We start from the raw sequence: 26,555 nt of genomic DNA, 5'->3' as shown, positions 1-26,555 counted from the left end.
GGCCGCCGGCGCCGCGGGGTCGCCCCCGGGCCGGGGCCCGGCGCCGGGGCGCCGCCCGCGCGGGCGGCCCCACGGAGGGGTCACGGTGTCACCTAGCGGTCGCGGTGCGGCCTCACGCCACGGCCGCCCCGACCTGGCTCTGCTGCGGCTGGACGGCCGTTCCGCCCCCGGACGCCCCGGCGGCGGCGTCCGCCCGCCGGGAGCGCTGGCGCAGGTGCACGACCCACCACCCGAGCCCGCGCAGGGCGCAGACCAGCGTGGTGGCGAAGAACAGGGTGTAGACGACGTTGAACACCATCAGGATCGCGTACACGAAGGCGACCGAGCTGCCGAACACGAACTGGGCCCGGCCCTTCACCGGCGTCGTGCCCGGGTCGCTGATCATGTAGTTGGTGAACAGCACGAAGGCGACACCCGTCATCGGGCCGAGCGCGGAGAACAGCGCGACGTCCCAGATCCAGTGCCGGAGGAACGCCTGGATGGCGAACGCGCCGAGCCAGCCGACGATCAGCGGGGTCCGCTTGGTGAGCAGCGCGTTGATGACCGTTCCGGCCGTGGCGATGATCAGCGGGATCATCACCCGGAAGAAGGTGTTCGCGTTCTCCGTGAACTCGTAGGGCGGCGCGATGCTGAACCACGAGCCGAAGCACACCAGCGACATCGTGATCCCGAAGTTGGACGGGTTCATGAAGTGCCGCATCCGGCCGGCGATCGGGGCCTGCAGGGCGTGCTTGCCGCCGACGCCGATGACCACGCCGAAGACGATCGGCAGCAACTGGTTGTTGCCGTAGGTCAGCATGTTGACCGCGAGCGCCGTGATGTGGGCCGGCAGCAGGAACTCGTACACGCCGCGGAACCCGTTCCCGCGGAAGCGGGGGGCGCGGCGCTGGGCCCAGGCGCTGATCAGCTCGAAGCCGATCTCGCAGGCGTAGGCGGTGAACACCGCGACGAACGGCCACAGCCAGGGCTGCTCGAAGCCGAGCAGGGTGTAGCCGAAGATGTTGAACACGCTGATCGAGAGGGCGAAGTTCCGCAGGGCGAGGTACCGCGGGTCCTTCGGCTTCGCGGGGGCGGCCGGTGCGGCCGCCGGGGCGCCGCCGGCTCGGGGTTGCACGCTCGCGCTCATCGGTTCGGGACCTCCTGGACCTGGTCGGTCAGCACGAGCGTGTGCGTGCCGGGGCTGAGCTGCTCGCTCTTCTCGTGCAGTCCCCCGGCGGCGTCCCGCCACCTCAGGTCGACGGTGACCGGCCCCTGGTGGGCGCCGAGACCGAAGCGCACGTCGAAGCTGCGGAAGCCGCCGTGGCCGCCCCCGCCGTCGAGCCGGGAGATCTGGGTGCCGGTCGGGGTGGTGACCCGCACGGTGGCGTCGTACGCGGGCGCCCCGGTGTTCACCAGGCCCTGGCCCGCGGCGCCCTCACCGGTCGGCCGGTAGAGCCGCAGGTTCAGCTGACTGCCCAGCGCCGGCGCGGTGTTGGCGTAGAAGGCGGGCGGCCCCCACTGGCGGGCCACCGCGAAGTCCAGCCGGCCGGTGCCCGTGGTGTCGCCGGTGGCGAGGCCGCGGGTCGGCGTCGGCACGGCGATGCCCAGCCGGGAGCTGATGTTCACGTACGGGCCGTCGGGGGTCTTGGCGTAGAAGGCGATCGCCTCGTCCCCGGCGATGTCGTCGCCGGGCTGGACGTTGGGCCACATCGCGGGGTTGGACAGCAGGTCGTCGTTGGTCATGGCCATCTCCTGGAGCCACGGCCAGCGGTCGATCTTCCCCTTGACGAAGCCGGTGGCCTGGAGCACCGCGAGGTCGCCGCTGTTGAGGAAGTCGCCCATCTTGGTGTCCCAGCCCCACCCGGTCCAGGCCATGCCGTGCTCCTGGGCCTCCTGGGTGAACGGGGCGATGCCCGCGGCGAGCTTGCGGCGCATGTCGGCCTCGTCCTTGGCCTTGTTGATCCAGAGGAAGTTGCTCTCCTCCAGGCCCCAGGCGACGGTGATGTTGCTGACCATCATGTCGAAGTCGCCGTTGCGGCCGATGTCGCCGAAGTCGACGCCCATGCCCTTGAACGAGCCGTTGCCGAGGACGAAGGACTTGGGCGTGGTCGGCGTGCGCTCGCCCTTGGCCTCGCTGAACTCGATGTGCCCGGGCGTGGACCGGTTGTAGAGCAGGTGCCCGTGTCCGAAGTCGTTGGCGATGTACAGCTCGGGCAGTCCGTCACCGGTCAGGTCGGCGCCCGAGATGGCCAGCGTCCACCCGGTCGACGCGTCGTAGGGGATCGCGCCCTTCTCCTCCACGTACGACGCGGTGGGCTCCGTCCCCGCGGTGCTCTGCTGCCAGCGCAGCACGTGGTCGCCGCCGGCGTTCTTGGCGCTGGACAGCGAGTCGTTCATCACGACGTTGTTCAGCCCGTTCGGGTCGAGCACGTCGGAGTCGGGGAAGTAGTTGCCGATCACGATCGACGGGCGCCCGCTGCCGTCGATGTCGCCGACGTAGTCCGCGTCGGTGTTCCAGCGCGGGCCGTGGTACTTCCCGTCCAGCGACTCCGAGGGCACCAGCTCGCGCGGCACGTAGGAGGCCGCGGCGGGGGTCGTGGCGTCCGACCTGGCCATGAACAGGATCGGCGTGCGGCCCCAGTACGTCACCAGCAGGTCCATCCGGCCGTCGCCGTTGAAGTCGCCGGGCGTGCAGCCGGTGGGCGCCATGGTGTCGTCCATCGGCAGCGGCCTGCCGTCCAGCACGAAGGGCGTGAAGCGGTCGGCCGGCCGGGCGGTCGGGGTGTACGTCACGATCACGCTGTCGGTCCTGGTGTCGACGATGCACATGCCGTCGGCCACGCCGTGCCCGGTCAGGTCGTTGATCGCGATGCTGGCCCCGACCGAGGAGATCCACGAACGGATCTTCTGGTAGGCCGGGTTGACGGTCCGGACCGTCCGCATCGGCCGCTGCTCGTAGCCGGGCGGCATCGCGATGGGCAGTTCCTTGAAGCCGTACTGCTTCGCGACCTCCTCCGCCCCGGCCGCCGCGACCGAGGTCCGTACGGCGAAGAACAGCGAGGTGGCCACCATTATCACCACCAGGCCTGGAATCAGTCTGCGGATTCGTTCACGGTACGCCACCGGGTTCCCCTCTCGACGGATCGAATACGACCCCGTGCCCGCGCCGAGTGCAGGACGCGGCCAAAACCCCCTGCTGGCAGGAAGGTTCGGGATGACGGAATTCACGACCCGAAATGCGCCGGCGATAGGCACGTCACGCGCGGGTCTACTGTACGAGGATGTACGCAAAGCACTCGGAATCGCTACTTCCCCGTTGCTCAGCGGGAGGAATTGCGGCAGCCGCCGGGAACGTCGGCCGGCCCGCGGCCGCACGACGAAGCGCCCTCCCGCGCGCGTGCCGCGGAAGGGCGCTTCCAGAACTCACGGGAGGTTCACCGGGGGGAATGACTTCCCCCGTCCGCCGGTTCACCGGTTCGCCGGTCAGGCGTACGTGACGACCGCGCGGAAGCGCGCCTCACCCCGCTCGACCCGGTCCAGCGCCTCGGCGACCCGCTCCTTGGGGAAGGTCTCGACCAGCGGCGTGACGGCCCCGGAGGCGACCAGGTCGAGGGCCTCGGTGAGCCGGTCGAGGCCGTTGTGGGTGGCGCCGATCACCTGCTGGCGCTGCGCCCAGAACGGGCTGGTCGGCGGGATGGCGAAGGGCTCGACCGGGTCGATGGTGGCCAGCACCATCCGGCCGTTCGGCCGCAGCCCCTGGAGGGCCCCGGCGGCGGCCCGGTAGGAGGTGCCGGTCACCAGGACGACGTCGGCGCCGCCGATCGCCCGCAGCCCGTCACCGTCGGCGACCACGTGGTCCGCGCCCAGGGTCCGGGCCAGCCGGTGCTTGTCCGGCGAGCTGGTGACGGCCACGGTCTCGAAGCCGCCGGCCCGGGCGAACTGCACGGCGAGGTGGCCGAGTCCGCCGATCCCGAGCACCGCGACCCGTTCGCGCGGTCCGGGATCGGCGGCGCGCAGCGCGCTCCACGCGGTGTAGCCCGCGCACAGCACGGGGGCGGCGGTCTCGTACGGGACGGCGTCCGGCAGCAGCACGGTGCTCGCGGCCGCCACCGCGACGTACTCCGCGTGTCCTCCTTGCACGGTGAGGCCGCTCATCACGGCCTCCGGGCAGTTCATCCCGGACTGCCCGGAGAGCGGGAGGTTGAGCCGGCAGTACGCGCACCGGCCGCAGGTCGCCTGCACCCAGGTGGCGCCGACCCGGTCGCCGACCCGGCGGCCGGTCACCCCGGCGCCGACCTCGACGACCTCGCCGGCGGCCTCGTGCCCGACCACCACCGGAGCGAACGCCGGGAAGGGGAACACGCCCTGACTGACCAGCAGGTCGTTGTGGCAGACCCCGCAGGCGTGGACCCGGATCAGCACCTGGCCGGGACCGGGCCTCGGGGTGGGGATCTCGCGAAGCTCCCAGCGCGCCTTGGCCTCGGGTACGACGGCTGCCCACATCGGCCGAACCACCTTTCCTGTCAACTGCTCCGCGGCCCGAGCCGGACCGGGAGGGTCTGGACACCGTTCATGATGAAGGTGGCCTGCGGTGCCAACTCCTCGGCAGGTACGGCGAGTTCGAGGTCGGGGAAGCGCCGGAACAGCGCGGTGAGGGCGGTCTCGGCCTCCATCCGGGCCAGCGGCATGCCGATGCAGCGGTAGACGCCGTGGCCGAAGGAGAGGTGCTCCTTGTTCGCCCGGGTGGCGTCGAAGGCGTCGGCGTCCTCCCCGTGGACGGCGCGGTCGCGGCCCGCCGCCGCGAAGTTGATCAGGACGGGCTCCCCCTTGGCGATGGTGACCCCGCCGAGCTCGATGTCCTCCACCGCGAAGCGGAACGGCAGGTGCGCGACCGGCGCCTCGGCGCGCAGGCTCTCCTCGATCACCTCCGCCCAGCCCACCGCGCCGGACCGGAGCAGCGCCCGCTGGTCGGGGTGGGTGAGCACGGCCCGGACGGTGTTGGCGAGCAGGTTCATCACCGGCTCGGTCCCGGTGGCGAGCAGCAGGTGCAGGGTGCCGACCAGTTCGGAGTCGCTCAGCCGGGATCCGTCCTCCTCCTGGGCCTGGACCAGGTCGCTGGTCAGATCGTCCCCGGGGTCGCGGCGCTTGCCCTCGACGAACTCCAGCATCTCCCGGTGCCACCGCTCGACGTTGGCCGCGGACTCCTCCGGGGTGATGGTGGTGTCGACGTTCACCTCGCCGCCGCGCAGCATCCGCTCACGGTCCCCGGCCGGCACGCCGAACAGGTCGCAGATCACCCGGGCCGGCATCGGATGGGCGAAGCGGGCCTTGAGGTCGACCACCTCGCCGGGCGCGAGGCGGCCGAGGTCGTCCAGCAGCTCCTCGACGGCCTTCTCCACCTCGGCCCGCATGGCCTCGACCCGGCGCGGGGTGAAGGCGCCGGCCGTCAGCCGCCGCAGCCGGGTGTGGTCGGCGCCGTAGCGGGTGGTGAGGTTGTCCATCAGCACCCAGCCGATGAGCGGGAAGTCCGCGCCGATCCGGCCCTCGGCGAACGCCGCCCAGTGCCGGCGCGGGTCCTTGGACAGACGGTGGTCGGCCAGGGCCCGCCGGGCGACGTCCTGGCCGGTGATCGACCAGGCCGGTACGCCACCGGGCAGTTCGATCCGGGCGACCGGGCCGTTCGCCCGGATCCGGGCGCCCTCCGCGTGGATGTCACGTCCGGCTCGGTCGATGACGACGGGGGCGGGGAGTGACACGGAAGCCTCCAGGCGGTCGGAGCGGGGCGCGGGCGGAGTCAGGGAGTCGCCGGGTCGCGGGGCCACGCGGCAGCGGGGCCAGGGCCGTTGACCGGCCCTGTCGAGGCTGGCACCCGCGCGGGGTGCCCGCATCTCCCGGCTTGCGGCGTCCCCCCGCCCGGCGGCGGGGCGGCCGCCCAGCGCAATCGGGAAGATGCGGCGGCCGACGGCCCGGTGTGACGCTGGCCGTCACCGGGCCGTGGTGATCGCGGCCGGGAACCGCCGGATAAGGAGAGAGCCATGTCCGCCACTCCCCCGCCCACCGCCGCCGACGTCGCCGCGCTGCGCGCCGTCCCGGAACTCATCATCGCGGCCTGGGCGCGGCACGACGCCGACGGCTTCGCCTCGGTCTTCACCGACGACGCGACACTGATCCTGCCCGGGGACGTCTACCTGACCGGCCGCGAGCAGATCCGCGCCTTCATGGCGCAGGCGTTCGCCGGCCCGTTCAAGGGCACCCAGGTCACCGGTGAGCCGCAGTCGGTCCGCCCGCTGGCCGACGACGTGGCCGTCCTGGTCACCAAGGGCGGCGTACTGGCCCCCGGGGACACCGAGGTGACGCCCGAGCGGGCGATCCGGGCGACCTGGGTGCTGGCCAGGCAGGGCGCCGACTGGCGGATCGCCTCGTACCAGAACACCCCCGTCGCCGCCTGAGCCCGGAGCCGGAGCGGCGGGGCCGTCGCCCGCTCTCTCCCCGGAGACCGCGCGGCGGCCCCGGCTCCGCACCGACCGCCGGCCCTCCCCCGGCGGCCCGGCCGATCGACGCTCCGGGGCGCCGCGCGGCCGGTACAGTGCCGTGCGGGACGGTGCCGTACGGCTGCGGCACCCCCGCACGGACCGGCCGGTACGCCGGCCGCCACCCCTCCGGCGCCGGCCCGGGTCGGCGCACGGTCCCGCTGAGAGGACTCGGATGCGTCCCTTCCGTATCGACATCCCGCAAGAAGCCCTCGACGACCTGGACCGCCGGCTCGCGGCCACCCGCTGGCCCGGCGAACTCCCCGGCGCCGGCTGGCGGCGCGGCGTGCCGCTCGGCTACCTGAAGGAACTGGCCGAGTACTGGCGCACCGGCTTCGACTGGCGCAAGGCCGAGGCGCACCTCAACTCCTTCCCGCAGTTCCTGACCGAAGTCGACGGCGTGGACGTCCACTTCCTGCACGTCCGCTCGCCGGAGCCGGACGCCCTGCCGCTGGTCGTCACCCACGGCTGGCCCGGCTCGGTGGCGGAGTTCCTGGACGTGATCGGCCCGCTGACCGATCCGCGGGCCCACGGCGGCGATCCCGCCGACGCGTTCCACCTGGTCATACCCTCGCTGCCCGGCTACGGCTTCTCCGGCCACCCCCGGGAGGCCGGCTGGGACACCGCCCGGGTCGCCCGGGCCTGGGCCGAGCTGATGCGCCGGCTCGGCTACGACCGGTACCTCGTCCAGGGCGGCGACTGGGGCATGCCGGTCTCGCTGCAGCTGGGCCTGGCCGACCCGGAGCACGTGGCCGGCGTCCACCTCAACATGCTCGCCACCTTCCCGCCGCAGGACCCGGCCGAGTTCGCGCGGCTGGACCAGGCGGACCGGGCCCGGCTGGAGTTCGCCGGGTACTTCGAGCAGGACGGGGCCGGCTGGCGGAAGATCCAGTCCACCCGGCCGCAGACCCTCGCGTACGGCCTGACCGATTCGCCGGTGGGCCAACTCGCCTGGATCGTCGAGAAGTTCATGGAGTGGACGGCGGCCGGGACGGTTCCCGAGGACGTCGTCGACCGGGACCGGCTGCTGACCGACGTGGCGATCTACTGGTTCACCGCCTCCGCCGGCTCCAGCGCCCAGCTCTACTACGAGTCCAACCGGCTGGACGCCGACTTCCTCCGCACCTGGGCCGGCCCCTGGCCGCTGTCCGCACCGGTCGGGGTGGCGGTGTTCCCCGAGGACGCGGTCCGGCCGATCCGGCGCTGGGCCGAACGGATCCTGCCGACCCTCGCCCACTGGTCCGAGTTCGACCGCGGCGGGCACTTCGCCGCCCTGGAGCAGCCCGGGCTGTTCGTCGACGACGTCCGGGAGTTCGCGCGTCGGGTCCGCTGAGCGGACCGTCCACGGAGTCGCCCGGCACCGGGAGTCCGGTGCCGGGCTCGGCCGTTCCGGCGGGCGGCCGTACCGGCGGGCGCGGCTGTTCCGGCGGGCGGCCCGTTCCGATCGGCCGCCGACGGCTCAGTTCCGGCCGGAGAGCTCCGGAGCGCCCGCGTGGGCGCCGGCCGGGGGCGGGACGGGTCGGCGGGCGGCGCGCAGCACCCGCAGCAGGGTGCGCGGGTGCATCAGCGACTGCGGGGTGGCCACCAGTCCGGCGATCCGCACCAGTGCCTCGGTGATCCGGGGATCGTGGACCGCCGCCCGCTGGGCCAGCGCGGCGTAGCGGTTGACCAGATGGGTCTGCGGGGTGCGGCGGCCCGCGACGCCCGGGTAGCCCAGGTCGGTCACCGCGGCGAAGGACCAGGGGGCCCGGATCTCCCGCGCGACGTCGCGGAAGTAGGCCCGGGGGTTCGGCAGCCGCCGCCCGGCGGTGTGCCGCCGCAGCACCAGGGCCTGCAGCGCGGCGGAGGTCATGCCCTGGGCGTAGGCCGGGTTGAAGCTGCACACCGCGTCGCCCAGGACGACCAGCCCCGCGGGGAAGCGCTCCAGCCGGTGGTAGTCCCTGCGGACACTGGCCGGGAAGCGGAACCGCAGGGGCTCGTCGAGCGGTTCGGCGTCGCGGATCGCCTCGTGGATCTCCGGGACGGGCAGCGAGCGGACGAAGGCGTGGAACCCCTCGGGGTCGACGGGCGGGTGGTCGCCCACGATCCCGGTCACCGACAGCTCCACCCGGTTGTCCTCGCCGGGCACCCGGTAGAAGAAGGCCCCGCGCGGGTGCGAGGGCGTGGCGGCGGGGATGATGGCGATGTCGCTGCCGAACGGATCCCCCTTGAGGCGGTAGTGGCGGGTGGTGTACGCCAGGTCGATCTCGATCCGCTCCTCGGGGGGCGCCTCGTACCCGAGGTCGGCCAGCCAGCGCGGGGTGCGCGAGCCGCGGCCGGTGGTGTCGACGACCAGGTGCGCGGAGAGCGTGCGCTCCGTGCTCCCGGGGGCGCGCCGCTGCACCCGGACCCCGGTGACCCGGCGCCTGGTGGTGTCGGTCACCGGGGCGATGACGTCGTGTTCCTCCAGGAACGTCACCTCCGGCAGCGCCCGTACCCGCTCGCGCAGATGGTGTTCGAGTACCGGCCGGGTGGCGGGCACGGACGGCAGGCCGGTGCGCGCCGGCCGCAGCCGCAGCCCGTTGAAGTACCAGCGGATGTCGGCGCTGAAGTCGCCGGGCCGCACCCCGGCGGCGACCAGTTCGTCGGTGAGGCCGGGGAACAGCGACTCCATGATCTGGTGGCCGCGGGCGACCAGCCCGTGGGCGTGGTTGCCGTGCGGGACGCCGCGCCGCGGCCCGCGGACGCCGAGGATCCGGTCGCGTTCGACGACGACGACCCGGGGATAGGACTCGGCGAGCACCCTCGCTGCCAACAGGCCTGCGATGCTTCCGCCGAGAACCACGGCGCATTCGTCGGTACGGGTGCCCATGACGGTCCCTTCTGTCGGGTGTGGGACGGGTGGCGGTCCCCGTGCTGGTGCGCCGCCGCGCTGTCGGCCTTCGCCCGGAGCGCGCGTGCGCGCGGGTCCGCGGCACCCCCGCCCGGTGCCGCGGACCCGGTGGCGCTTGCGGTCAGTGCCCGGTCAGTGCCCGGTCGACCGGAACTGGCCGGGCGTGCGGCCCGGACCGGCCGGGCCGCGGTAGGCCTGGGCGAGGTCGAGCCAGGCCTCGGCGTCCTCGCCACGGGCCGTCAGGGCGAGGTCGTCGCGGTGCCGGCGCCTGGTCACCAGCAGGCAGAAGTCGACGGCGGGTCCGCTGACGCGCTGCTCCGCGTCGGCGGGGCCGAACTCCCACCGAGCGCCCGACGGAGCGGTGATCTCGAAACGGAACGTTGTCTCCGGCGGCGTGAGCCCGCGGGCCTGGTAGCCGAAGTCCCAGGTGCGGACGGCGAACTCGACCAGGTAGCGGATCCGGTCGGTGTGCTCGCGGCGCTCCCCGAGCGCGTCGGCGATGTCCTGGCCGTGGCCGAACAGTTCCATCATGCCGGCGGCGGCGAGCACGGGGGCCGTCAGCGGGCGGACCAGCCACGGCAGCGGCCGGTCCGCCGGAACGGCCGCCAGGGCCTCCTCGGCGGCCCGGCGCTCGGTCTGCCAGCTCTCCAGCAGGAGCTTCGGCGCCTTCGCCAGGTAGGGCCTGAGGGCCTGCTGCACCGCGCCGTCCATGTCCTGCCCGATGCCGGCGGCGACCGCCCGGAAGGCCTCGGGGTCGCCCGCCGCGAGTCCGGCCAGCCTGAAGGTGGCCGTGAGGTGGGCGACCTGGTGGGCGACGGTCCAGCCGGGGGCCGGCGTGGGGCGTGCCCAGTCGGCTTCGGGCAGGTTCGCCACCAGCGCGTCGACGGCCTCGCCGTCCAGCACCAGCGCGGAGATCACGTCCTGTCGGTCGACCATGCCTCTTCCTTCCGTTGAGCGGAACCGGCCGGATGCCCGGCGCACTCCCAATCCGCCTCGAACCATGGCGAGTTGGGCGAATCCAGTATCTGCTCCCGGAGATCGGCGGGCTTCTCCGCCCGTGCTCTGCCACCGGCCGCCCCCGCGCCCCCGTCACCCGCGCCCCTGTCACCCGCGCCCCGTCACTCGGACGCCGCGCCGAGCGCCGGGGCCGCGAGCCGGCTCCGGCGGCTGATGTACCAGGCGGCCGCGCCGCACAGCAGCGCCAGCACGGAGACCGCCAGCAGGACGTCGGAGGCCGAGGACACCAGGCCCGCCAGCAGCAGCGGCCCGCACAGGCCGCCCAGCCGGTTGAAGAAGGAGACCCAGCCGGTGGTCCGGCCGCGCCGTTCCGGATCGGCCAGGTCGGCCGCGATCGGCAGGAAGATCGCGGCCATCGAGTTCACCGAGAACAGCGCCGCCACCAGCGCGCCCGCGCAGATCCAGCCCACCTGCGCCACCGCGCCGCTGGCGGTGAGCGCCAGCAGCAGCACGGCGGTGACGGTGGCCAGGCCCGCCGCCATGCTGGTCGGGCCGAACCGGCGGTAGCCCAGCATCAGCAGCAGGGCGCACGGGACCATCACCACCGCCGCCACGGTCAGCATCAGGTTCGCGGTGCGCACCGGCACACCGCCGATCCGGGCCAGGCTCGGCACCCAGGTGGTGAGGCCGAAGGTGAGCAGGCCGATCAGGGTGGCGAACGCCCGCTGGAGGCCGTGGGTGAGGGCCCGCGCGGACCGTGAGTCCCGCCGCGGGACCGGTGCGCTCCGCGCCGCCGGGGCGGAGAGCGCCACGTAGTCGGGAACGAAGGGCGTCAGCACGGCCAGCACGGCGCCGGTGGGGGCGCCGATCAGCCAGAGGATCCGCCAGCCGAACACCGGCTCCAGCCACAGGGCCGAGCCGGCGGCGATCAGGTAGCCGACGGCGGTGGCGACGACGGAGAGCGCCACCACCACCGAGCCGCGGACCCGCCCGCCGACCGCCTCGGTGAGCAGGGTGATCAGCAGCGGGGCGAGGCCGCCGACCGCCAGGCCCATCAGCCCGCACATCAGCAGGTTCCCGCGGAAGGAGGGCATCGAGCCGCACATGCTGGTGGCGGTGAAGCCGAGGGTGGCGATCAGGTAGGAGCTGCGGCGGCCGATCCGGTCGGTGAGCACACCGAACAGCAGTGCCCCGGCCGCCGTCCCGGTCAGTCCGCAGACCGCCAGCAGGGAGGCCGTCCGGGGGTCGAGGCCGTAGTCGGCCCGCATGCCGGGGATGACGAAGCCCAGCGTGGAGGTCTTGCTGATGTCGACGGTCAGGGCGGCCGTACCGATGACGGCGATCAGCAGCCGGCCGCGCCGGCCGCCACGGAGTTCGGTCGGGGCCGAGCGCGGCCGTCCGCGCAGGGCGGCGCCGGCCACCACGAGCAGCAGTCCGGCGAAGGCGGTGAACATCTCCGGCATCTCCGCCAGCGGCATGCCGTCGAGCTTCCGTCCGGCGTCGGCCGGGGCGTGCGCCATCTCCATCGGCATCGGCATCGCGGGGTCCATGGCGAAGGCGTGGTGGAAGGCCAGTGCGGAGGAGACCAGCACGATCGCGCTGCCCGCGTACAGGAGCATCGCGGCTCCGAGGGGTCTGGAGAACACGGGGCGGCCTTTCGGTCGGGGGCGGCGGTCGCGCCGGGTGACTGGGAAGCTACGCCGGGCGTCCTGAGGGCCGCTTCTCGCAGTGTGCTGGGATCGGGAGTTGTGGACCCGCGACCGGTTCCGGCACCACGGCGTTTTGGTTGACTGGGGACATGAGTCCGCGTCGCTCGGATCCCCGTGCCCGCCCGGGGCTGGTGACCATCGCCGCCCGGCTGCTGGCGGAGGAGGGGCCGCAGGCACTGTCCACCCGCCGCATCGCGAGCGAGGTCGGCACCTCGACGATGGCCCTGTACACCCACTTCAACGGAATGCGCGGGCTGGCGCGGGCCATCGTCCACGAGGGGTTCGCCCGGCTCCAGCAGCACTTCACCCAGGTGCGGCCCAGTGACGACCCGGTGTGCGACCTCGCGCTGCTGGGCCGCGCGTACCGGTGCAACGCGCTGGCCAACCCCCACCTGTACGCGGTGATGTTCGGCGGTTCCTCGCTGGCCGGGTTCTCGCTCGACGAGGAGGACCGCCAGTACGGCCGCTACACGCTGGCCGGTGTGACCGAGTGCGCGGCCCGGTGCGTCGGGGCGGGCCGGTTCCGCCCGGCGGACCCGGAACTGGTGGCGCACCAGATGTGGTCGGCGGTGCACGGCCTGGTCGTCCTGGAGCTCGGCGGCTACCTGATCGAGCCCTGCGACGCCGACCGCCTGCTGGAGGCGCAGCTGGTGGGGCTGATGGTCGGTGTCGGCGACACCCGGGAGGCCGCCGCCGGATCGGTGGCGGCCTCGGCCCGGCGGCTGCGGGAGGAGGTGGTGCCGGTGGTGGAAGCGGCGGGGCCGGAATAGTCCGGCGACGGGTGCCCGAGCTCCTTGCGGACCGCTTTCTCCCGTCGTGCTCTTGCCGTTCGGAACGTCTTGGTGGAGAAGGGACGCTGCGCTAGCTTCTCGAACAGGAGGCATTGTCCGCCATCCGCCAGGAGAATTCGGGGAGTGTGGGAGAGCATGCAGCCGAAGACCTACGAGTACGATCCGGCCGTGTTCGACTTCGCCGCGGCGGTGCGGTCGATCTACCGGACCGAGGACCTGAGCGCGTTGCGGCCGGACGCCCCGATGGAGCTGCTCACCTGGCGGACCGACCAGTCCACGGAGTTCCACGCCGCCTTCTACCGGGAGTTCGAGCCCAGGCTCCGGGACCTGTACCGCGGCTTCGTGAAATCCTTCGTGCCGGACGTGCTCGGCACCGACGAGTTCTGCTTCCAGCGCGTTCCCACCTTCCGGATCCATTTCCCGGGAAATGTCGCGGTCGGCGAGTTCCACAAGGACGGCGACTACCACCACGCCGACGGCGAGGTGAACTTCTGGCTGCCGCTGACCCGGGCCTGGGGGACCAACTCCGTGTGGGTCGAGCGGGAGCAGGGGTCGGAGGACTACGCGGCGACCGAACTCGACGTGGGGCAGCTGCTGGTCTTCGACGCGGTCGGCTGGAACCACGGGAACAAGGTGAACGACACCGACTCGACCCGGGTGAGCTTCGACTTCCGCTGCATCCGGCTCGCCGACTACCGCGCCTCGGACCTGCGGACGGTGGACGCCGGCCGGGGGCTGTGGATCGGGGACTACTTCGACGTCTTCTGACCGGTTCCGCTCCGGCGCCGCCGGCCCCGCGTCCGTGACGCGGGGCCGGCGGCGCACCGGCGCGGTCATCCCAACTGCCGGCCCAGCGGCGTCAGGTCCAGGTAGTTGTGGACGGCGAGGAGGATGTCCAGCCCGCGCGAGAAGGTCGAGTAGGTGTGGTAGACCTCCTCGCCGTCCCGCAGGAAGACGCTGACCGCGGGGAGTTCGTGGCCCCAGATGTCCCAGGGGCCGACGGCGGCCTCGTGCTCCTCCCTGGTCCGGAAGTTGATCAGGAGCGGGGTCACGGACTCGTCCAGCGTGGCGTGGAAGTCGTAGTTGAAGCGGCTCCCGTACGACGAGTAGTACGGGATGTTGTCCCAGCCCATCCGCTCCTTGTACCGGCGGATCTTCTCCTGCGGCGCGCGGGAGACCAGCACCAGCGTGGTGTCCCGCTCGTGCAGGTGCGGCAGGTACCCGATCTCCCGGATCTGGAACCGGCAGCTGGGGCAGCCCTCCTCCCACTCCGGGTCGAACATCACGTGATGGACGATCAGTTGCCGGCGTCCCTCGAAGAGGTCGGCCAGGGACGCCTTGCCGTCGGGGCCCTCGAAGACGTAGTCCTCCTCGACCCGGACCATCGGGAGCCGCCTGCGCTCGGCGCTCAGCGCCTCCCGGGCGTGCGTGAACTCCTTCTCCCTGACCAGGAACTCCCGGCGGGCGGCGAGCCACTCCTCCCGCCCGACGACCCGGGGGAGCTCCGACTGCGGTTCCGTGTCCATGGTGCCGTTCTTCCTCTCGTGCGGTGCGGTGTTCCGTACTGCCGTGTTCCGTACTGCCGTGCTCCGTACTGCCGTGTTCCGTGCCGCCGTGTTCCGTGCCGCGGTGTTCCGCGGCGCTCTGCTGCGGCGGGTCATTCCACGGCCGTGGCGGTCGGTGCGGGCGACTCCTCCGCCGCCGGGGACACCGCCCCGGCCGCGGAGCGCGACCCGAGCGCGCCGAGCGCCAGCACACCGAGGGCGGCGACCAGGACGGCACTGACCACGGCGGCGGCGTTCAGGCCCGAGGTGAACGCGTCGCGCGCGTGCTCGAGCAGGCGCGCGCCCGCGTCCCCGGACAGCCGCCCGGCCTCCTGCGCGGCGGCCTCGACGCTCTGCCGGACGTCGGGGAGCGCGCCGGCCGGGGCCCCGGACGGGCTGAAGCCGTCCATCCGGGCACCGTAGACGGCGGCTCCTATGCTCCCCAGCGCGGCCACCCCCAGCGAGATGCCGAAGTCGCCGCTGGTCTGCGAGAGCGCCGCCGCCGCCCCGGCGTTCGCGGGGGGCACGGAACCCACCACGAGGTCCTGGCCGAGCGCGCCCACGAACCCGATCCCGAGGAAGACCAGGATGATGCCGCCCACCAGCTGGGACAGCCCGTCCGAGGTGTCCAGGACGGCGAGCAGCGCGAAGCCGACCGCGGCGAGGCCCATGCCGGCGGCGATCACCACCCGGGGGGTGAACCGGCGTGCGGCGAGCGGCGCCAGCATGCTCCCGACCACCATCGCCAGCGAGGACGGGACGAGCCACAGGCCCGCGTGCAGCGGGGTGAACCCCTCGACCGACTGCAGGTACCGGCTGATCAGGAACATCACCCCGCCCTGGGTGGCCACCCCGAGCATCAGGATCACCAGCGCCGCGGTGAACGCGAGCCGCTTGAAGAGCCGGACGTCGAGGAGCGGGTCGGCGAGCCGGCGCTGCCGCGCCACGAACACGGCCCCGAAGGCCAGGCCGGCGACGGCCGCGGCCGCGCCCAGCGGCTGGACCCCGTCCCGGGCCATGTCCTTGATGCCGTAGACCAGGGGAAGCATCGCCAGCAGGGACAGGGCGACGCTCAGCGGGTCCGCGCCGCGGACCTGCGGGGAGCGGTACTCGGGCAGGAACACCGGGCCGACGGCCAGCAGCAGCACCATCACCGGGATGGCCAGCAGGAACACCGAGCCCCACCAGAAGTGGCTGAGCAGCGCGCCGCCGATGACCGGCCCGGCGGCCGCGCCGCCCATGAAGCAGCTCATCCACACCGCGAAGGCCATGCCGCGCTGCCGCGGGTCCTGGAACATGTTGCTGATCAGCGCGAGCGTGGAGGGCATCAGGGTGGCCCCGGCGACGCCCATCGCGGCGCGCGCCGCGATCAGCATGCCCGGGCTGGTCGACCAGGCGGCCACCGCCGAGGCGATCCCGAAGGCCACCGCGCCGTACAGCAGCAGCTTGCGGCGGCCGACGCGGTCACCCAGCGTGCCCATGGTGACCAGGAAGCCGGCCGTCAGGAAGCCGTACACGTCGGTGATCCACAGCTGCTCGGTGGCGCCGGCCCCGAGGTCGTCGGTCAGGCTGGGCAGCGCCAGGTAGGTCACGCTGAGATCCAGCGCGAGCAGGAGTGTGGGCAGGGCGAGAACCGCCAGGCCCGTCCACTCGCGGCGCCCCGCTCGCGGCGGGGAGGCCGCGGTCGTCGGCGAGGTCATGGGTACGTCCTCCAGAGTCGGGTTGTACGGGACGGGACCGCCCCCGGAGGGCGTCCGTCACCCCGGGGTCGGAGCCGCGGCCTGCGATCCGACATCCGCTTCGCTATCGTCGTCCACGAAGTTCCGGAACAGGCCGCGGAGGACGTGCGTGAAGTACATGCTGCTGATCTACAGCGACCCGGTGGTGTGGGAGGCGCTCACGGAGGCGGAGCGGGCCTCGCTCGGCCCCGAGCACGCGGCGCTGATCGGCGAACTGGAGGCGTCCGGGGAGTGGGTCGGCGGCTCGGTGCTGGCTCCCCCGGAGCGGAGCCGGGCGGTGCGGGTCCGCAACGGCGCGGTGCAGGTCGTGGACGGTCCGTTCGCCGAGGTCAAGGAGCACCTGGCGGGCTACGACATCGTCGACTGCGACGGCATGGAGCGGGCGGCGGAGATCGCCGCCCGCATTCCCGACGCCCGGCTGGCCCGGGTGGAGATCAGGCCCATGGTGGGGCCGGAGGCGTGACCGGAGGGGCCCGGCGGCCCTTCCTCAGGCGGACACCGGGAGCCGTCGCCGCGGCTTCCGGTCCAGCCAGAGCTGCACGAGGACGAGGTTGACCATCCAGCCGAGCCAGCGCGCGACCTCGAACAGGTAGTCGAGCGGGACGGGCGCACCCGTGTGGACCATGACGTCGACCATGGCGCGGCCCCACAGCACGCCGGCGGCGAGCGCGAAGCTCCGCAGCATCCACCGGCGGTGCTCGGCCCAGCGGTGCCGGCGGGCCGCCACCGTCCCGGCCACCGTGGTCGCGATCCACAGCAGCGCCTGGAGCGCGATCCCGATGTCGCCGCGCCACTCGGGCATCAGCGGCATGATCACCAGCGCGGTGACGGCACAGGGCAGGGCGCCGGCGTACACGTAGAGCCGGCCGCTGAGCCGGTGCACCCGCGGGCGGGTCCGCCGCAGCCCGGGCCACAGCTGGAGCACGACGGTGACCAGCGCGATCGACCCGAAGGCGATGTGCGCCACCAGGACCGCGTAGTGCCACGGGACCTGGGGATCCAGGTTGATGCGCGCCTTCGCCGGATCGAAGCGCAGGTAGGGCGGGAGCTCGTCGACGAGGAAGAGCCCGACGAGCAGGGCGAGCAGCGCGGCCCACCGGCGGGCGGAGGCCCGCCCCGCGCCCCGCCCGCCGTCCGCGCCCCCTCCGCCGGACTCGTCCCGCCCGCCGGAGTCGCGGCGCCGGCCGGACTCGGGGAGCGCGGCGGTGGCGGTGCTGTCGGTCTGCTGAGCCATGGGTGTCCTTCCCCGCCCGGGTGACGAATGGCCGCCAGCTTCACAAACCGAGCGGCCGGACGGCACCTCCCGGCTTGCTGTCCCTCCTGCGCAATCCACGAGAAGACAGGGGCCGCTGCGACGGACGACGATGCGTCTGGAGCCGATCGGGGCGACGGGCGAGGAGGGACGGCTGTGCTGGACGGTGTCGGGGACCGGTCGGGTCCGCAGCGTCCGGGGTCCGGTCGGATCGATCTCATGGTTCGTCAACTCACCTGTACGCTGACGGAGTTCGTCGAACGAACCCCCGGGGGCCTCGACGTGCCGCCGCGTGGCCGCCCCGGTCACCGTGCCGGTCCGCGCCCACGTGCGGAGGCTTCGCCGAGAGCCGCCGGGGAGACAACTCCGCCCACTGTTTCCGGAGGTAGTACGTGAGTGATGTGACGGATCCCGGAGGTCTCGCCCCGGCCCGGGCCGACGGGACGGTCGTCCGCCCCGAGGACAGCCGGTACAGCAGCCTGACCATCGGCCACAACCAACGGTTCGTCGGCCGCCCCGACTCGGTGCGCGTGGTGCACGGCACCAAGCAGGTCGTCGCCGTCGTCGAGGAGGCGGTGCGGGCCGGGAAGCGGATCGGGGTGCGCAGCGGCGGCCACTGCTTCGAGGGCTTCACCTTCGCTCCGGAGGTCGAGACGCTGATCGACCTGTCGCTGCTGGACGAGGTCCGCCACGACCCGGAGCGCCGGGCCTTCGCGATAGGTCCGGGCGCCACGCTCGGGCACGTCTACCGCACCCTCTTCAAGGAGTGGGGCGTCACCCTGCCGGCCGGGGCCTGCATGGACGTGGCGATCGGCGGGCACCTGACGGGCGGCGGCTACGGCCACCTCTCCCGCCGGGACGGCCTGGTGGCGGACCACCTGTACGCGGTGGAGGTGGTGGTCGTCGACGAGAAGGGCAGGGCCCGCACCGTCGTCGCCACCCGCGAGGAGGGCGACCCGAACCGGGACCTGTGGTGGGCGCACGCCGGCGGCGGGGGCGGCAGCTTCGGCGTCGTCACCCGGTTCTGGCTGCGCAGCCGGGGCGTGCGCTCCGACCGGCCGGCGGACCTGCTGCCGAAGGCCCCCGGCAACGCGCGCCGGCGGACGGTGATGTACTCCTGGGACGGCATGGACGAGGCGTCGTTCGGCACGCTGATCCGCAACTACGGCACCTGGTACGAGCGGAACAGCGAGCCCGGCACGCCGGCCTGCGACATCTGGGGGGTCCTCCAGCTCTTCCACCGCTCGGGGGGCATGCTCGGCCTGATCTCCGTCATCGACGACGCGCTCCCGGGCGCGTCGGAGCGACTGAACACCCATGTCGACTTCCTCACCGCCGGGGTCGGCGCCACGCCCGTGATCGACACCGACCAGGTCATCCCCTGGATGTCCCCGCAGAACTGGCCCTACGAGCCGTCCGGGAACTACAAGCACAAGGCCGGGGACCTCCGCAAGGGGTACACGGACGAGCAGATAGCGGTCATCTGGAGGTACCTGAGCAGCACCGACTACCACAACCCGGCCGCGAACCTCGGCCTCTCCGGGTTCGGCGGCCAGGTCAACGCGCTGCCCGCCGACGCCACCGCCACGGCCCAGCGCGACGCGATCGTGAAGGCCGTCTACTCCACCGGGAACTGGGAGGGGGGCTCGGGCGCCGAGCACCTCGACTGGGTCCGCTCCTTCTACCGCGACGTCTACGCCGCCACCGGCGGCGTCCCGCTCCCGGACGAGCGGAACTCCGGGAGCTACATCAACTACCCCGACGTCGACCTGCTGGACCCGAAGCTGAACGACTCCGGGGTCTCCTGGACGACGCTGTACTACCGGGACAACTACGCCCGGCTGCAGGCGGTCAAGAAGCGGTACGACCCCGGGAACGTCTTCCGCCACGCGATGTCGGTGGAACTCCCGTCCTAGCGCGTTCCGGCCGGGCGGTTCGCGCCGCCCGGCCGGGGCCGGCCCCCTCGGGGTGACCTCCGCGCCGATTCCCGTGACAGCCGATTCCCCTGAAAGGACGTGGAGTTGAGCACCATCGGTACGGTTCGTGGAGGCATCGGAACCCGGCTTCCGGCCCTCACCCGGCGCCCCGTCGCGGCACCGGGCCGGGACGGTCCGGGCGCCTCGGCCGACGAGATAGCGCACTGGCTGTCCGCCCGGGTGCGGGCCGACCGCTTCCGGGTCGAGCGCATCCCGTTCGACCGGCTCCGCGGGTGGTCCTTCGCCCCGGACACCGGCGACCTGGTGCACGACAGCGGGCGCTTCTTCTCGATCCAGGGCGTCGAGGTGGAGACGGCCGACGGCCCGGTGCCGACCTGGCGCCAGCCCATCATCGACCAGCCCGAGGTCGGCCTCCTGGGGATCATCGCCAAGGACTTCGGCGGGGTGCGCCACTACCTGATGCAGGCGAAGATGGAGCCGGGCAACCCCACCATCGTCCAGCTCTCCCCCACCGTGCAGGCGACCCACAGCAACTACACCGGCGTGCACAAGGGCGCGCCGGTCGCCTACCTGGAGTACTTCCTCGATCCGTCCCGGGGGCGTCCCGTCGCGGACGTGCTGCAGTCCGAGCACGGCGACTGGTTCAACCGGAAGTTCAACCGGAACACGATCGTGCTGGTCGACGAGGAGGTGCCGGTCGCCGAGAACTTCCGCTGGCTGACCCTCGACCGGATCGCCGCACTGCTGCACCGCGACAACCTCGTCAACATGGACGCCCGCACGGTGCTCTCCTGCCTCCCCCTCCCCGTCTCGGGAGCGAGCGGGCTGATCTCCGTGGAGCACATCGAGGGCTGGCTGGCCGCGGAGCGGGCCCGCCGCTCGCTGCGGGTGCGGCGCGTCCCGCTGCGCGACACCGGGGGCTGGGTGCGGACCGCGCACGCGATCCGCCGGGTGCCGGACCGCCACTTCCGCGTGGTCGCGGTGGCCGTCGAGGCGGGCAGCCGCGAGGTGGCCCAGTGGACGCAGCCGCTGGTCGAACCCGTACGGCTGGGGCTGAGCGCCTTCGTGCTGCGGTACTTCTCGGGCGTGCCGCACCTGCTGGCCCGGGCCGGCGTGGAGGTCGGCTTCCAGGAGATCGCGGAACTCGCGCCGACGGTGCAGTGCACCCCGGAGCACCACCGCGGCCGCCCCCGCGGGCCCCGCCACCACTTCCTGGACGTCGTCGAGACCGCCGCGCCCTCCCGCGTCCGCTACTCGGCCCTCCACTCCGAGGAGGGCGGCCGCTTCCTGAACGCGGTGAGCCGCTACGCCATCGTGGAGGCGGACGGAGCGCAGGCGCCGTCCCAACCACCGCCCGGGTACTGCTGGGTGACGCCTGGTCAGCTCTCCGCGCTGGTGACCCGCGGCGGGCGGGTGAACGTCCAGGCCCGCACCCTGCTCTCGGCGCTGACCACGCGCGCCGTCCGGCTCTGATCCCCCGGCTCCGATCCCCCCGCGACGCCGTCCACGGGGTGCGGGACCGCCACCGCGCGACCGGTGGACCCGCCCCCGCCATGCCCCGAATTCCGCTGCCCCGTCCTTCACCAGGGAGAGCACGTCATGACGGACACCACCGCAACGACCGCCGTCCCCGACCGCGCCGAGATCCTCCGCCGGGCGCGCGAGGTGGCGCCGGTCCTGAGGAACAACGCGCCCTGGGGCGACGAGAACCGGCGCCTGTCGAAGGAGACCGTCTCGGTCCTGGCGGACGCCGGCCTGCTCCGCACCCGGATCCCCAGGCGCCTCGGCGGTTTCGAGGTCGACATGCGCACCCAGGCCGAGCTCCTGGTGGAGCTGGCCCGCGCCGACGGCGCGGCGTCCTGGACGGCCGGCGTCTGGTCGATCAGCGCCTGGGTCGCCGCACTGTTCCCGGACGAGGTGCAGGACCGGGTCCTCGCCTCCCCGGACGCCCTGGTCAGCGGGATCATCAGCCCGACGGCCACCGCCGTCCCGGTCGACGGCGGCATCCTCGTCAACGGCTCCTGGAAGTTCAACAGCGGCGTCCAGCACAGCACCTGGGACACCAACGCGGCGGTCCTGCTCACCCCCGACGCGGCCCCCCGGCCCATCATGACGCTGATCCCGGTCTCCGACCTGGAGGTGGTCGACGACTGGCACACCGTGGGGCTGCGCGGGTCCGGCAGCGTCACCACGGTCGCGCGGGACGTCTTCGTCCCCGCGGAGCGCTACATCCCGATGGAGCCGGTCATGATCGGCGGCGGCGGGGCGGGCAGCAACGCCGGCTCGGAGATCTACCGGGCCCCGATCATGCCGACGGCCTGCGCGACGGTGAGCGCGACCGCCCTCGGCCTCGCGATCGCCGCGAAGGACGCCTTCTTCGAGCGCCTCCCCGACCGGCGGATCACCTACACCGACTACACCGACCAGCGCGAGGCGCCGCTGACCCACCTCCAGGTCGCGGAGGCCGCGGTGAAGATCGACGAGGCGGAGTTCCACTGCTACCGCCTCGCGGACCTCGTCGACGCGAAGAACGCCGCCGCCGAGCCCTGGACGCTGGAGGAGCGCGCCCTGGCCCGCCTGGAGACCGGCGCGGTCTGCGCGCGCGTCAAGGAGGCGGTGGACATCCTGGCCACCGCGAGCGGGGCGTCCTCGGTCTACCTGGACGTGCCGATCCAGCGGATCGAGCGGGACGTCCGGACCCTCCACCTGCACGCCGTCATGCACCCGAACACCAACCTGGAACTCTACGGCCGGCTGCTGTGCGGCCAGGCGCCGAACACCCAGTACCTCTGAACCGCCGGTGCGAGCGCGATGCCCGGCCGGAACGAAACGGGAGGCGAACTGTGCTGACGGAGGCCGCGAACGAGGCCGCGCGCCCGGACCTGTCCGCGCCGGTCAGCGAGGCGGGCCGCAGGCTGCTCGGCCTCGTCTCCGAGCAGGTGCCGGCGATCCGCGCCGACGCCGACGTACGGGACCGGACCGGCACCTTCCCGGTCGAGGTCTTCGAACGCTTCGCACGCGCCGGCGTGCTCGGCGGCACCGTCCCGGCGGAGCTCGGCGGGCTCGGCGTGGACCGCCTCCACGACGTCGCCCTGGCGCTCCAGGAGGTGGCCCGGGCCGACGCCTCGACGGCGCTCGCCCTGCACGTCCAGTTCAGCCGGGGCCTGACGCTGGCGTACGAGTGGCGCAACGGCAAGCCGGAGGCCGCGGCGCTCGCCGAGCGGGTGCTGCGCGCCATGGCGACCGGCGAGGCGCGGGTCTGCGGCGCCGTCAAGGACCCCCCGGGCACCGTGACCCGGCTGGAGCCGGACGGCTCCGGCGGCTGGCTGCTCTCCGGCCGCAAGACGCTGGTGAGCATGGCCCCGGTGGCCACCCACTTCTTCGCCTACGCCCTGGTCGAGGCGGACGGCCGCACCTGCCTCGCGGCGCCCCTCGTCGCCCTCGGCACCCCCGGCCTGACCGTCCTGGACACCTGGGACGGCCTCGGGATGCGCGCCTCCGGCACCTGGGACATCGCCTTCGACCGGTGCCCCGTACCGGACGCCGACGTGCTGGTGCGGGGCCCGGTCGGGGAACGCGGCGACACCGCGCTGGCCGGGCAGACCGTCAGCTCGATCACCATGCTCGGCATCTACCTGGGCGTCGCCCGGGCCGCGCGCGACGCCGCCGTGGAGTGGCAGCGGGAGCGCCCCGGCGCGCCCGCCGCCGTCCGCACGCTCGTCGCCGAGGTCGAGGCCCGCCTGTACGCGGCGCGCGCCACCACCGCCGCGGCCCTGGCCGAGGCCGACGCGCTGACCGCCGGCGTGCCCGATCCGGCCGTGCGCGGCCCCCGGATGATGACGGCGTTCCAGTGCGCGAAGCTGACGCTCAACCGGCTCGCGCCCGACATCGTCAACGACTGCCTCACCATCGTCGGCGGCGCCTCGTACGCCGGGAGTTCGAGCCTGGCCCGGCTCTACCGGGACGTCCGGGCCGGGTGGTTCATGCAGCCCTACACCTACCCCGACGCCGTCGACCACCTCAGTGCGCGGGCGCTGCGCATCGACCGGGACGACGACTACATGAGCACCCGCGCCGCCCGCCCCGCCGGGCGGCGCTGACCCACCGAGGAGGGCGCAGATGACAACGCGGGTATGGGACTACCTTCCGGAGTACCGGAACGAACGCGAGGACCTGCTCGACGCCGTCGAGACGGTGTTCGGCTCCGGGCAGCTGGTGCTCGGCGCGAGCGTGCGCGGCTTCGAGGCGGAGTTCGCCGCCTGGCACGGGCTGGACCACTGCGTCGGGGTCGACAACGGCACCAACGCCATCGTCCTCGGGCTGGAGGCGCTCGGCGTCGGGCCGGGCGACGAGGTCGTCACGGTGTCCAACACGGCCGCCCCGACCGTGGTCGCGATCGACGCCGTGGGGGCGGTGCCCGTCTTCGTCGACGTGCGCGAGGACGACTACCTGATGGACACCGACCTGCTCGAGGCGGCCGTCACCGACCGCACCAGGGCGATCGTCCCCGTCCACCTCTACGGCCAGTGCGTCGACATGGACGCGGTGCTCCGGGTGGCGCGCGACCACGGCCTGGCGGTCCTGGAGGACTGCGCCCAGGCGCACGGGGCACGCCACCGCGGCCGGACGGCCGGCACCATGGGCGACGCCGGCGCCTTCTCGTTCTACCCGACCAAGGTGCTGGGCGCGTACGGCGACGGCGGGGCCGTGGTCACCCGCGACCCGGACACCGACCGCGCGCTGCGGCGGCTGCGCTACTACGGGATGGAGGAGACCTACTACGTCGTCGACACCCCCGGCCACAACAGCCGGCTGGACGAGGTGCAGGCCGAGATCCTCCGGCGCAAACTGACCCGCCTGGACGCGTACATCGAGGGCCGCCGGAGCGTGGCGCGCCGCTACCAGGAGGCGCTCTCCGACCTCGCCGCCCCCGACGGCCTGGTGCTGCCCCGGACCACGCCCGGCAACGAGCACGTCCACTACCTCTACGTGGTGCGCCACCCGCGGCGCGACCTCGTCCTGAAGGAACTGCTCCGGCACGACATCGCCCTGAACATCAGCTACCCGTGGCCCGTCCACACCATGAAGGGGTTCCGCCACCTCGGCGTGGGCGAGGGCGCGCTGCCCGTGACCGAGCGGCTCGCCGGCGAGATCTTCTCGCTGCCGATGTACCCCTCGCTGCCCCCGGACCTCCAGGACCGGGTGATCGAGGCCCTGCGCGAGGTCCTGGCCGGGCTCTGACCTCCCGCTCCCCCGCGCCCGCGCCCGCAGCCGCAGCCGCAGCCGTGCCGACGACGATGACGATGGAGGCCCGACGATGACCGACCGGATCGACACCGCGCCGCCCGCCCCGCCCGCCCCACCGCACCCGTGCCGGATCTGCGGCGCGGCGACCGAGGAGTTCCTCGACCTCGGCCGCCAACCGCTCTCCGACGCCTTCCCGGCGCGGACGCCCGTCGCCGACGAGTTCTTCTACCGGCTCCGGGTCGCCCGCTGCACCGCCTGCACCATGGTGCAGCTGGTCGACGAGGTGCCCAGGGAGCGGATGTTCCACGAGGACTACCCGTACTACTCGTCCGGGTCGGCCGTGATGCGCGAGCACTTCGCCCGCACCGCCGGCGGGTTCCTGGCCTCGGAACTGGCCCGCGACGGCGCGTTCGCCGTCGAGATCGGCTGCAACGACGGGGTGATGCTCCGGACCGTCGGCGAGGCCGGCGTCCGCCACCTGGGCTTCGAACCCTCCCGCAAGGTCGCCGAGGTCGCGCGCGCAGCCGGCGTGCGGGTACGCGGCGACTTCTTCGAGGAGGCGACCGCGGCCGACGTCCGGCGCGCGGAGGGGCCCGCCGACGTGATCTACGCGGCCAACACCATCTGTCACATCCCCTACCTGGAGTCCGTCTTCCGCGGCGTCGACGCACTGCTCGCCCCCGACGGCGTGTTCGTCTTCGAGGACCCGTACTTCGGCGACGTCGTCGAGAAGACCTCCTTCGACCAGATCTACGACGAGCACTTCTACCTCTTCACCGCGCGCTCCGTCCACGCGCTGGCCGAACGCTTCGGCTTCGAGCTCGTCGACGTCCGCCGACTGCCGGTGCACGGCGGGGAGATCAGGTACACCCTCGCCCGGCCCGGCACCCGGCGCCCCTCGCCGGCCGTGGGCGAGCTGCTCGCCCACGAGGAGGAGCGGCGGCTCGCGGCCCCGGACACCCTGCGCGGCTTCGCCGACGCCGTGGCGGCGGTCCGGGACGACCTGCTCGCGCTGCTCACCCGGCTCCGCGACGAGGGCCGCACGGTGGTGGCCTACGGCGCGACGGCCAAGAGCGCGACGGTCGCCAACTACTGCGGCATCGGCCCCGACCTGGTCTCCTTCGTCTGCGACACCACCCCGGCCAAGCAGGGCCGCCTGACCCCCGGAACGCACATCCCGGTGCGCCCCGCCGAGGCGTTCGCCGACCCGTACCCGGACTGTGCGCTGCTCTTCGCCTGGAACCACGCGGACGAGATCATGGCCAAGGAGACCGGTTTCCGCGAGGCCGGCGGCCGCTGGATCCGCTACGTCCCCGAGGTGCGCGTCGACTGACCGCGGCCCACCCGGCCGGGGAACGGCCTTCCCCGGCCGGCCCGCGAGGAGAGGAGTGCCATGGACGTACGGGAGTTGGCGGTCGAGGGCGCGCTGGAGTTCACCCCGCGCGTCTTCCCCGACGACCGGGGGGAGTTCCTGTCCGGCTACCAGGAGGCGGACTTCCGCGCGGCCACCGGGAGAACGCTGTTCGCCGTCCGACAGGCCAGCCACAGCCGGTCGCGGAGCGGGGTGCTCCGCGGGGTGCACTACACGGCCACCCCGCCCGGCTGCGAGAAGTACGTGACGTGCCCGCGCGGGCGGGCCCTGGACGTCGTCGTCGACCTGCGGGTCGGGTCCCCGACCTTCGGGCGGTGGGACTCCGTCGAGCTCGGCCCGGACCGGTACCGCGCCGTGTACCTGCCCGTGGGCGTGGGGCACCTGTTCCTCGCGCTGGAGGACGACACCGTCGTGTCCTACCTGCTGTCACAGGAGTACGTCCCGCGCAACGAGCTGGCGCTGTCGCCGTTCGACCCCGCGCTGGCCCTGCCCGTCCCCGAGGCGTCCCGGACGCTCCTCTCGGCGCGCGACCGGGACGCGCCGTCGCTCGCCGAGGCCCGCTCCGCCGGGCTGCTGCCCGACTACCGGGAGTGCCGGCGGGCCGGGTCCGCGGGGCGGTGATCGGC

At 73.4% G+C, this 26,555-nt stretch carries 22 protein-coding genes; 12 read left to right on the top strand and 10 right to left on the bottom strand.

The features are described 5' to 3' along the window. Positions 1–112: 112 nt before the first annotated feature. The 4 genes from ACFY4B_RS25945 to ACFY4B_RS25930 form a co-directional block, all read right to left on the bottom strand. The gene (locus ACFY4B_RS25945; RefSeq protein ID WP_375872994.1) at positions 113–1,126 is read right to left on the bottom strand and encodes an enediyne biosynthesis protein; all 1,014 of its coding nucleotides are present in this window, start codon (positions 1,124–1,126) and stop codon (positions 113–115) included. Then, positions 1,123–3,051 carry a CRTAC1 family protein gene (locus tag ACFY4B_RS25940; protein WP_198959370.1) on the bottom strand — a complete coding sequence of 643 codons (1,929 nt, stop codon included), beginning with the start codon at positions 3,049–3,051 and terminating at the stop codon, positions 1,123–1,125. The genes ACFY4B_RS25945 and ACFY4B_RS25940 overlap by 4 nt, the downstream gene beginning before the upstream one ends. Positions 3,052–3,462: 411 nt before the next feature. Continuing rightward, the gene (locus ACFY4B_RS25935) at positions 3,463–4,482 is read right to left on the bottom strand and encodes an alcohol dehydrogenase catalytic domain-containing protein (RefSeq protein ID WP_387971476.1); all 1,020 of its coding nucleotides are present in this window, start codon (positions 4,480–4,482) and stop codon (positions 3,463–3,465) included. A 20-nt stretch (positions 4,483–4,502) separates the two neighbouring features. Beyond that, complete coding sequence (locus tag ACFY4B_RS25930; RefSeq protein WP_387971473.1) at positions 4,503–5,735, bottom strand: cytochrome P450; 1,233 nt, start codon at positions 5,733–5,735, stop codon at positions 4,503–4,505. A gap of 279 nt (positions 5,736–6,014) precedes the next feature. On the opposite strand from ACFY4B_RS25930, the gene ACFY4B_RS25925 reads away from it, so the two are divergent. Further along, entirely contained in the window at positions 6,015–6,428 is a 414-nt protein-coding gene (locus ACFY4B_RS25925; RefSeq protein WP_049650275.1) for an SgcJ/EcaC family oxidoreductase, read from the top strand. 256 nt (positions 6,429–6,684) lie between these two features. Continuing rightward, positions 6,685–7,842, top strand: coding sequence for an epoxide hydrolase family protein (locus ACFY4B_RS25920; RefSeq protein ID WP_387971470.1), 1,158 nt, complete (start codon positions 6,685–6,687; stop codon positions 7,840–7,842). A 126-nt stretch (positions 7,843–7,968) separates the two neighbouring features. Here ACFY4B_RS25920 and ACFY4B_RS25915 read toward each other — a convergent pair whose 3' ends face one another. The 3 genes from ACFY4B_RS25915 to ACFY4B_RS25905 form a co-directional block, all read right to left on the bottom strand. Further along, entirely contained in the window at positions 7,969–9,360 is a 1,392-nt protein-coding gene (locus ACFY4B_RS25915; RefSeq protein WP_387827686.1) for an FAD-dependent oxidoreductase, read from the bottom strand. Positions 9,361–9,513: 153 nt separating this feature from the next. Next, complete coding sequence (locus tag ACFY4B_RS25910) at positions 9,514–10,317, bottom strand: TIGR03084 family metal-binding protein (RefSeq protein WP_387971467.1); 804 nt, start codon at positions 10,315–10,317, stop codon at positions 9,514–9,516. Positions 10,318–10,499: 182 nt separating this feature from the next. Continuing rightward, positions 10,500–11,984: an MFS transporter gene (locus ACFY4B_RS25905; RefSeq protein WP_387971464.1), complete on the bottom strand. Its 1,485-nt coding sequence runs from the start codon at positions 11,982–11,984 to the stop codon at positions 10,500–10,502. 152 nt (positions 11,985–12,136) lie between these two features. On the opposite strand from ACFY4B_RS25905, the gene ACFY4B_RS25900 reads away from it, so the two are divergent. Next, positions 12,137–12,817 carry a TetR/AcrR family transcriptional regulator gene (locus ACFY4B_RS25900; protein ID WP_117486082.1) on the top strand — a complete coding sequence of 227 codons (681 nt, stop codon included), beginning with the start codon at positions 12,137–12,139 and terminating at the stop codon, positions 12,815–12,817. 156 nt (positions 12,818–12,973) lie between these two features. Beyond that, on the top strand, positions 12,974–13,606 hold the full coding sequence (locus ACFY4B_RS25895) for a streptomycin biosynthesis protein StrG (protein ID WP_241852903.1): 633 nt from the start codon (positions 12,974–12,976) through the stop codon (positions 13,604–13,606). 65 nt (positions 13,607–13,671) lie between these two features. Here the strand turns inward: ACFY4B_RS25895 and ACFY4B_RS25890 are convergent, their stop codons facing one another. Together ACFY4B_RS25890 and ACFY4B_RS25885 are read right to left on the bottom strand one after the other, a co-directional pair. Beyond that, complete coding sequence (locus tag ACFY4B_RS25890; protein WP_387971461.1) at positions 13,672–14,364, bottom strand: DUF899 domain-containing protein; 693 nt, start codon at positions 14,362–14,364, stop codon at positions 13,672–13,674. Positions 14,365–14,495: 131 nt separating this feature from the next. Then, positions 14,496–16,082 (bottom strand): MFS transporter, encoded by a 1,587-nt coding sequence (locus ACFY4B_RS25885; protein ID WP_074002839.1) that lies wholly within the window; start codon positions 16,080–16,082, stop codon positions 14,496–14,498. A gap of 157 nt (positions 16,083–16,239) precedes the next feature. Between ACFY4B_RS25885 and ACFY4B_RS25880 the strand changes: the two genes are divergently transcribed. Further along, positions 16,240–16,584: a YciI family protein gene (locus tag ACFY4B_RS25880; RefSeq protein WP_234348258.1), complete on the top strand. Its 345-nt coding sequence runs from the start codon at positions 16,240–16,242 to the stop codon at positions 16,582–16,584. 24 nt (positions 16,585–16,608) lie between these two features. Here the strand turns inward: ACFY4B_RS25880 and ACFY4B_RS25875 are convergent, their stop codons facing one another. After that, positions 16,609–17,355 carry a DUF2306 domain-containing protein gene (locus ACFY4B_RS25875; RefSeq protein ID WP_074002840.1) on the bottom strand — a complete coding sequence of 249 codons (747 nt, stop codon included), beginning with the start codon at positions 17,353–17,355 and terminating at the stop codon, positions 16,609–16,611. 410 nt (positions 17,356–17,765) lie between these two features. Here ACFY4B_RS25875 and ACFY4B_RS25870 point away from each other — a divergent pair, with 410 nt between their 5' ends. The 7 genes from ACFY4B_RS25870 (at position 17,766) to ACFY4B_RS25840 (ending at position 26,550) form a co-directional block, all read left to right on the top strand. Next, positions 17,766–19,289: an FAD-binding protein gene (locus ACFY4B_RS25870; RefSeq protein WP_375872988.1), complete on the top strand. Its 1,524-nt coding sequence runs from the start codon at positions 17,766–17,768 to the stop codon at positions 19,287–19,289. Positions 19,290–19,424: 135 nt separating this feature from the next. Beyond that, positions 19,425–20,783: an NDP-hexose 2,3-dehydratase family protein gene (locus tag ACFY4B_RS25865; protein ID WP_387971697.1), complete on the top strand. Its 1,359-nt coding sequence runs from the start codon at positions 19,425–19,427 to the stop codon at positions 20,781–20,783. A gap of 126 nt (positions 20,784–20,909) precedes the next feature. Beyond that, positions 20,910–22,103: an acyl-CoA dehydrogenase family protein gene (locus tag ACFY4B_RS25860; protein ID WP_049650264.1), complete on the top strand. Its 1,194-nt coding sequence runs from the start codon at positions 20,910–20,912 to the stop codon at positions 22,101–22,103. Positions 22,104–22,153: 50 nt separating this feature from the next. Continuing rightward, positions 22,154–23,410, top strand: coding sequence for an acyl-CoA dehydrogenase family protein (locus ACFY4B_RS25855; protein WP_387971456.1), 1,257 nt, complete (start codon positions 22,154–22,156; stop codon positions 23,408–23,410). Between the two features lie 19 nt (positions 23,411–23,429). Continuing rightward, positions 23,430–24,551 (top strand): DegT/DnrJ/EryC1/StrS family aminotransferase, encoded by a 1,122-nt coding sequence (locus ACFY4B_RS25850; RefSeq protein WP_387971453.1) that lies wholly within the window; start codon positions 23,430–23,432, stop codon positions 24,549–24,551. Positions 24,552–24,627: 76 nt separating this feature from the next. Next, positions 24,628–25,890, top strand: a complete 1,263-nt coding sequence (locus tag ACFY4B_RS25845) for a methyltransferase domain-containing protein (protein ID WP_387971450.1) — start codon at positions 24,628–24,630, stop codon at positions 25,888–25,890. Positions 25,891–25,950: 60 nt separating this feature from the next. After that, the gene (locus ACFY4B_RS25840) at positions 25,951–26,550 is read left to right on the top strand and encodes a dTDP-4-dehydrorhamnose 3,5-epimerase family protein (RefSeq protein WP_387971447.1); all 600 of its coding nucleotides are present in this window, start codon (positions 25,951–25,953) and stop codon (positions 26,548–26,550) included. Positions 26,551–26,555 lie beyond the last annotated feature (5 nt).

The sequence above is a fragment of the Kitasatospora sp. NPDC001261 genome (assembly GCF_042896795.1).
GTDB lineage: Bacteria > Actinomycetota > Actinomycetes > Streptomycetales > Streptomycetaceae > Kitasatospora.
This window is presented reverse-complemented; position numbering and strand designations above follow the sequence as displayed.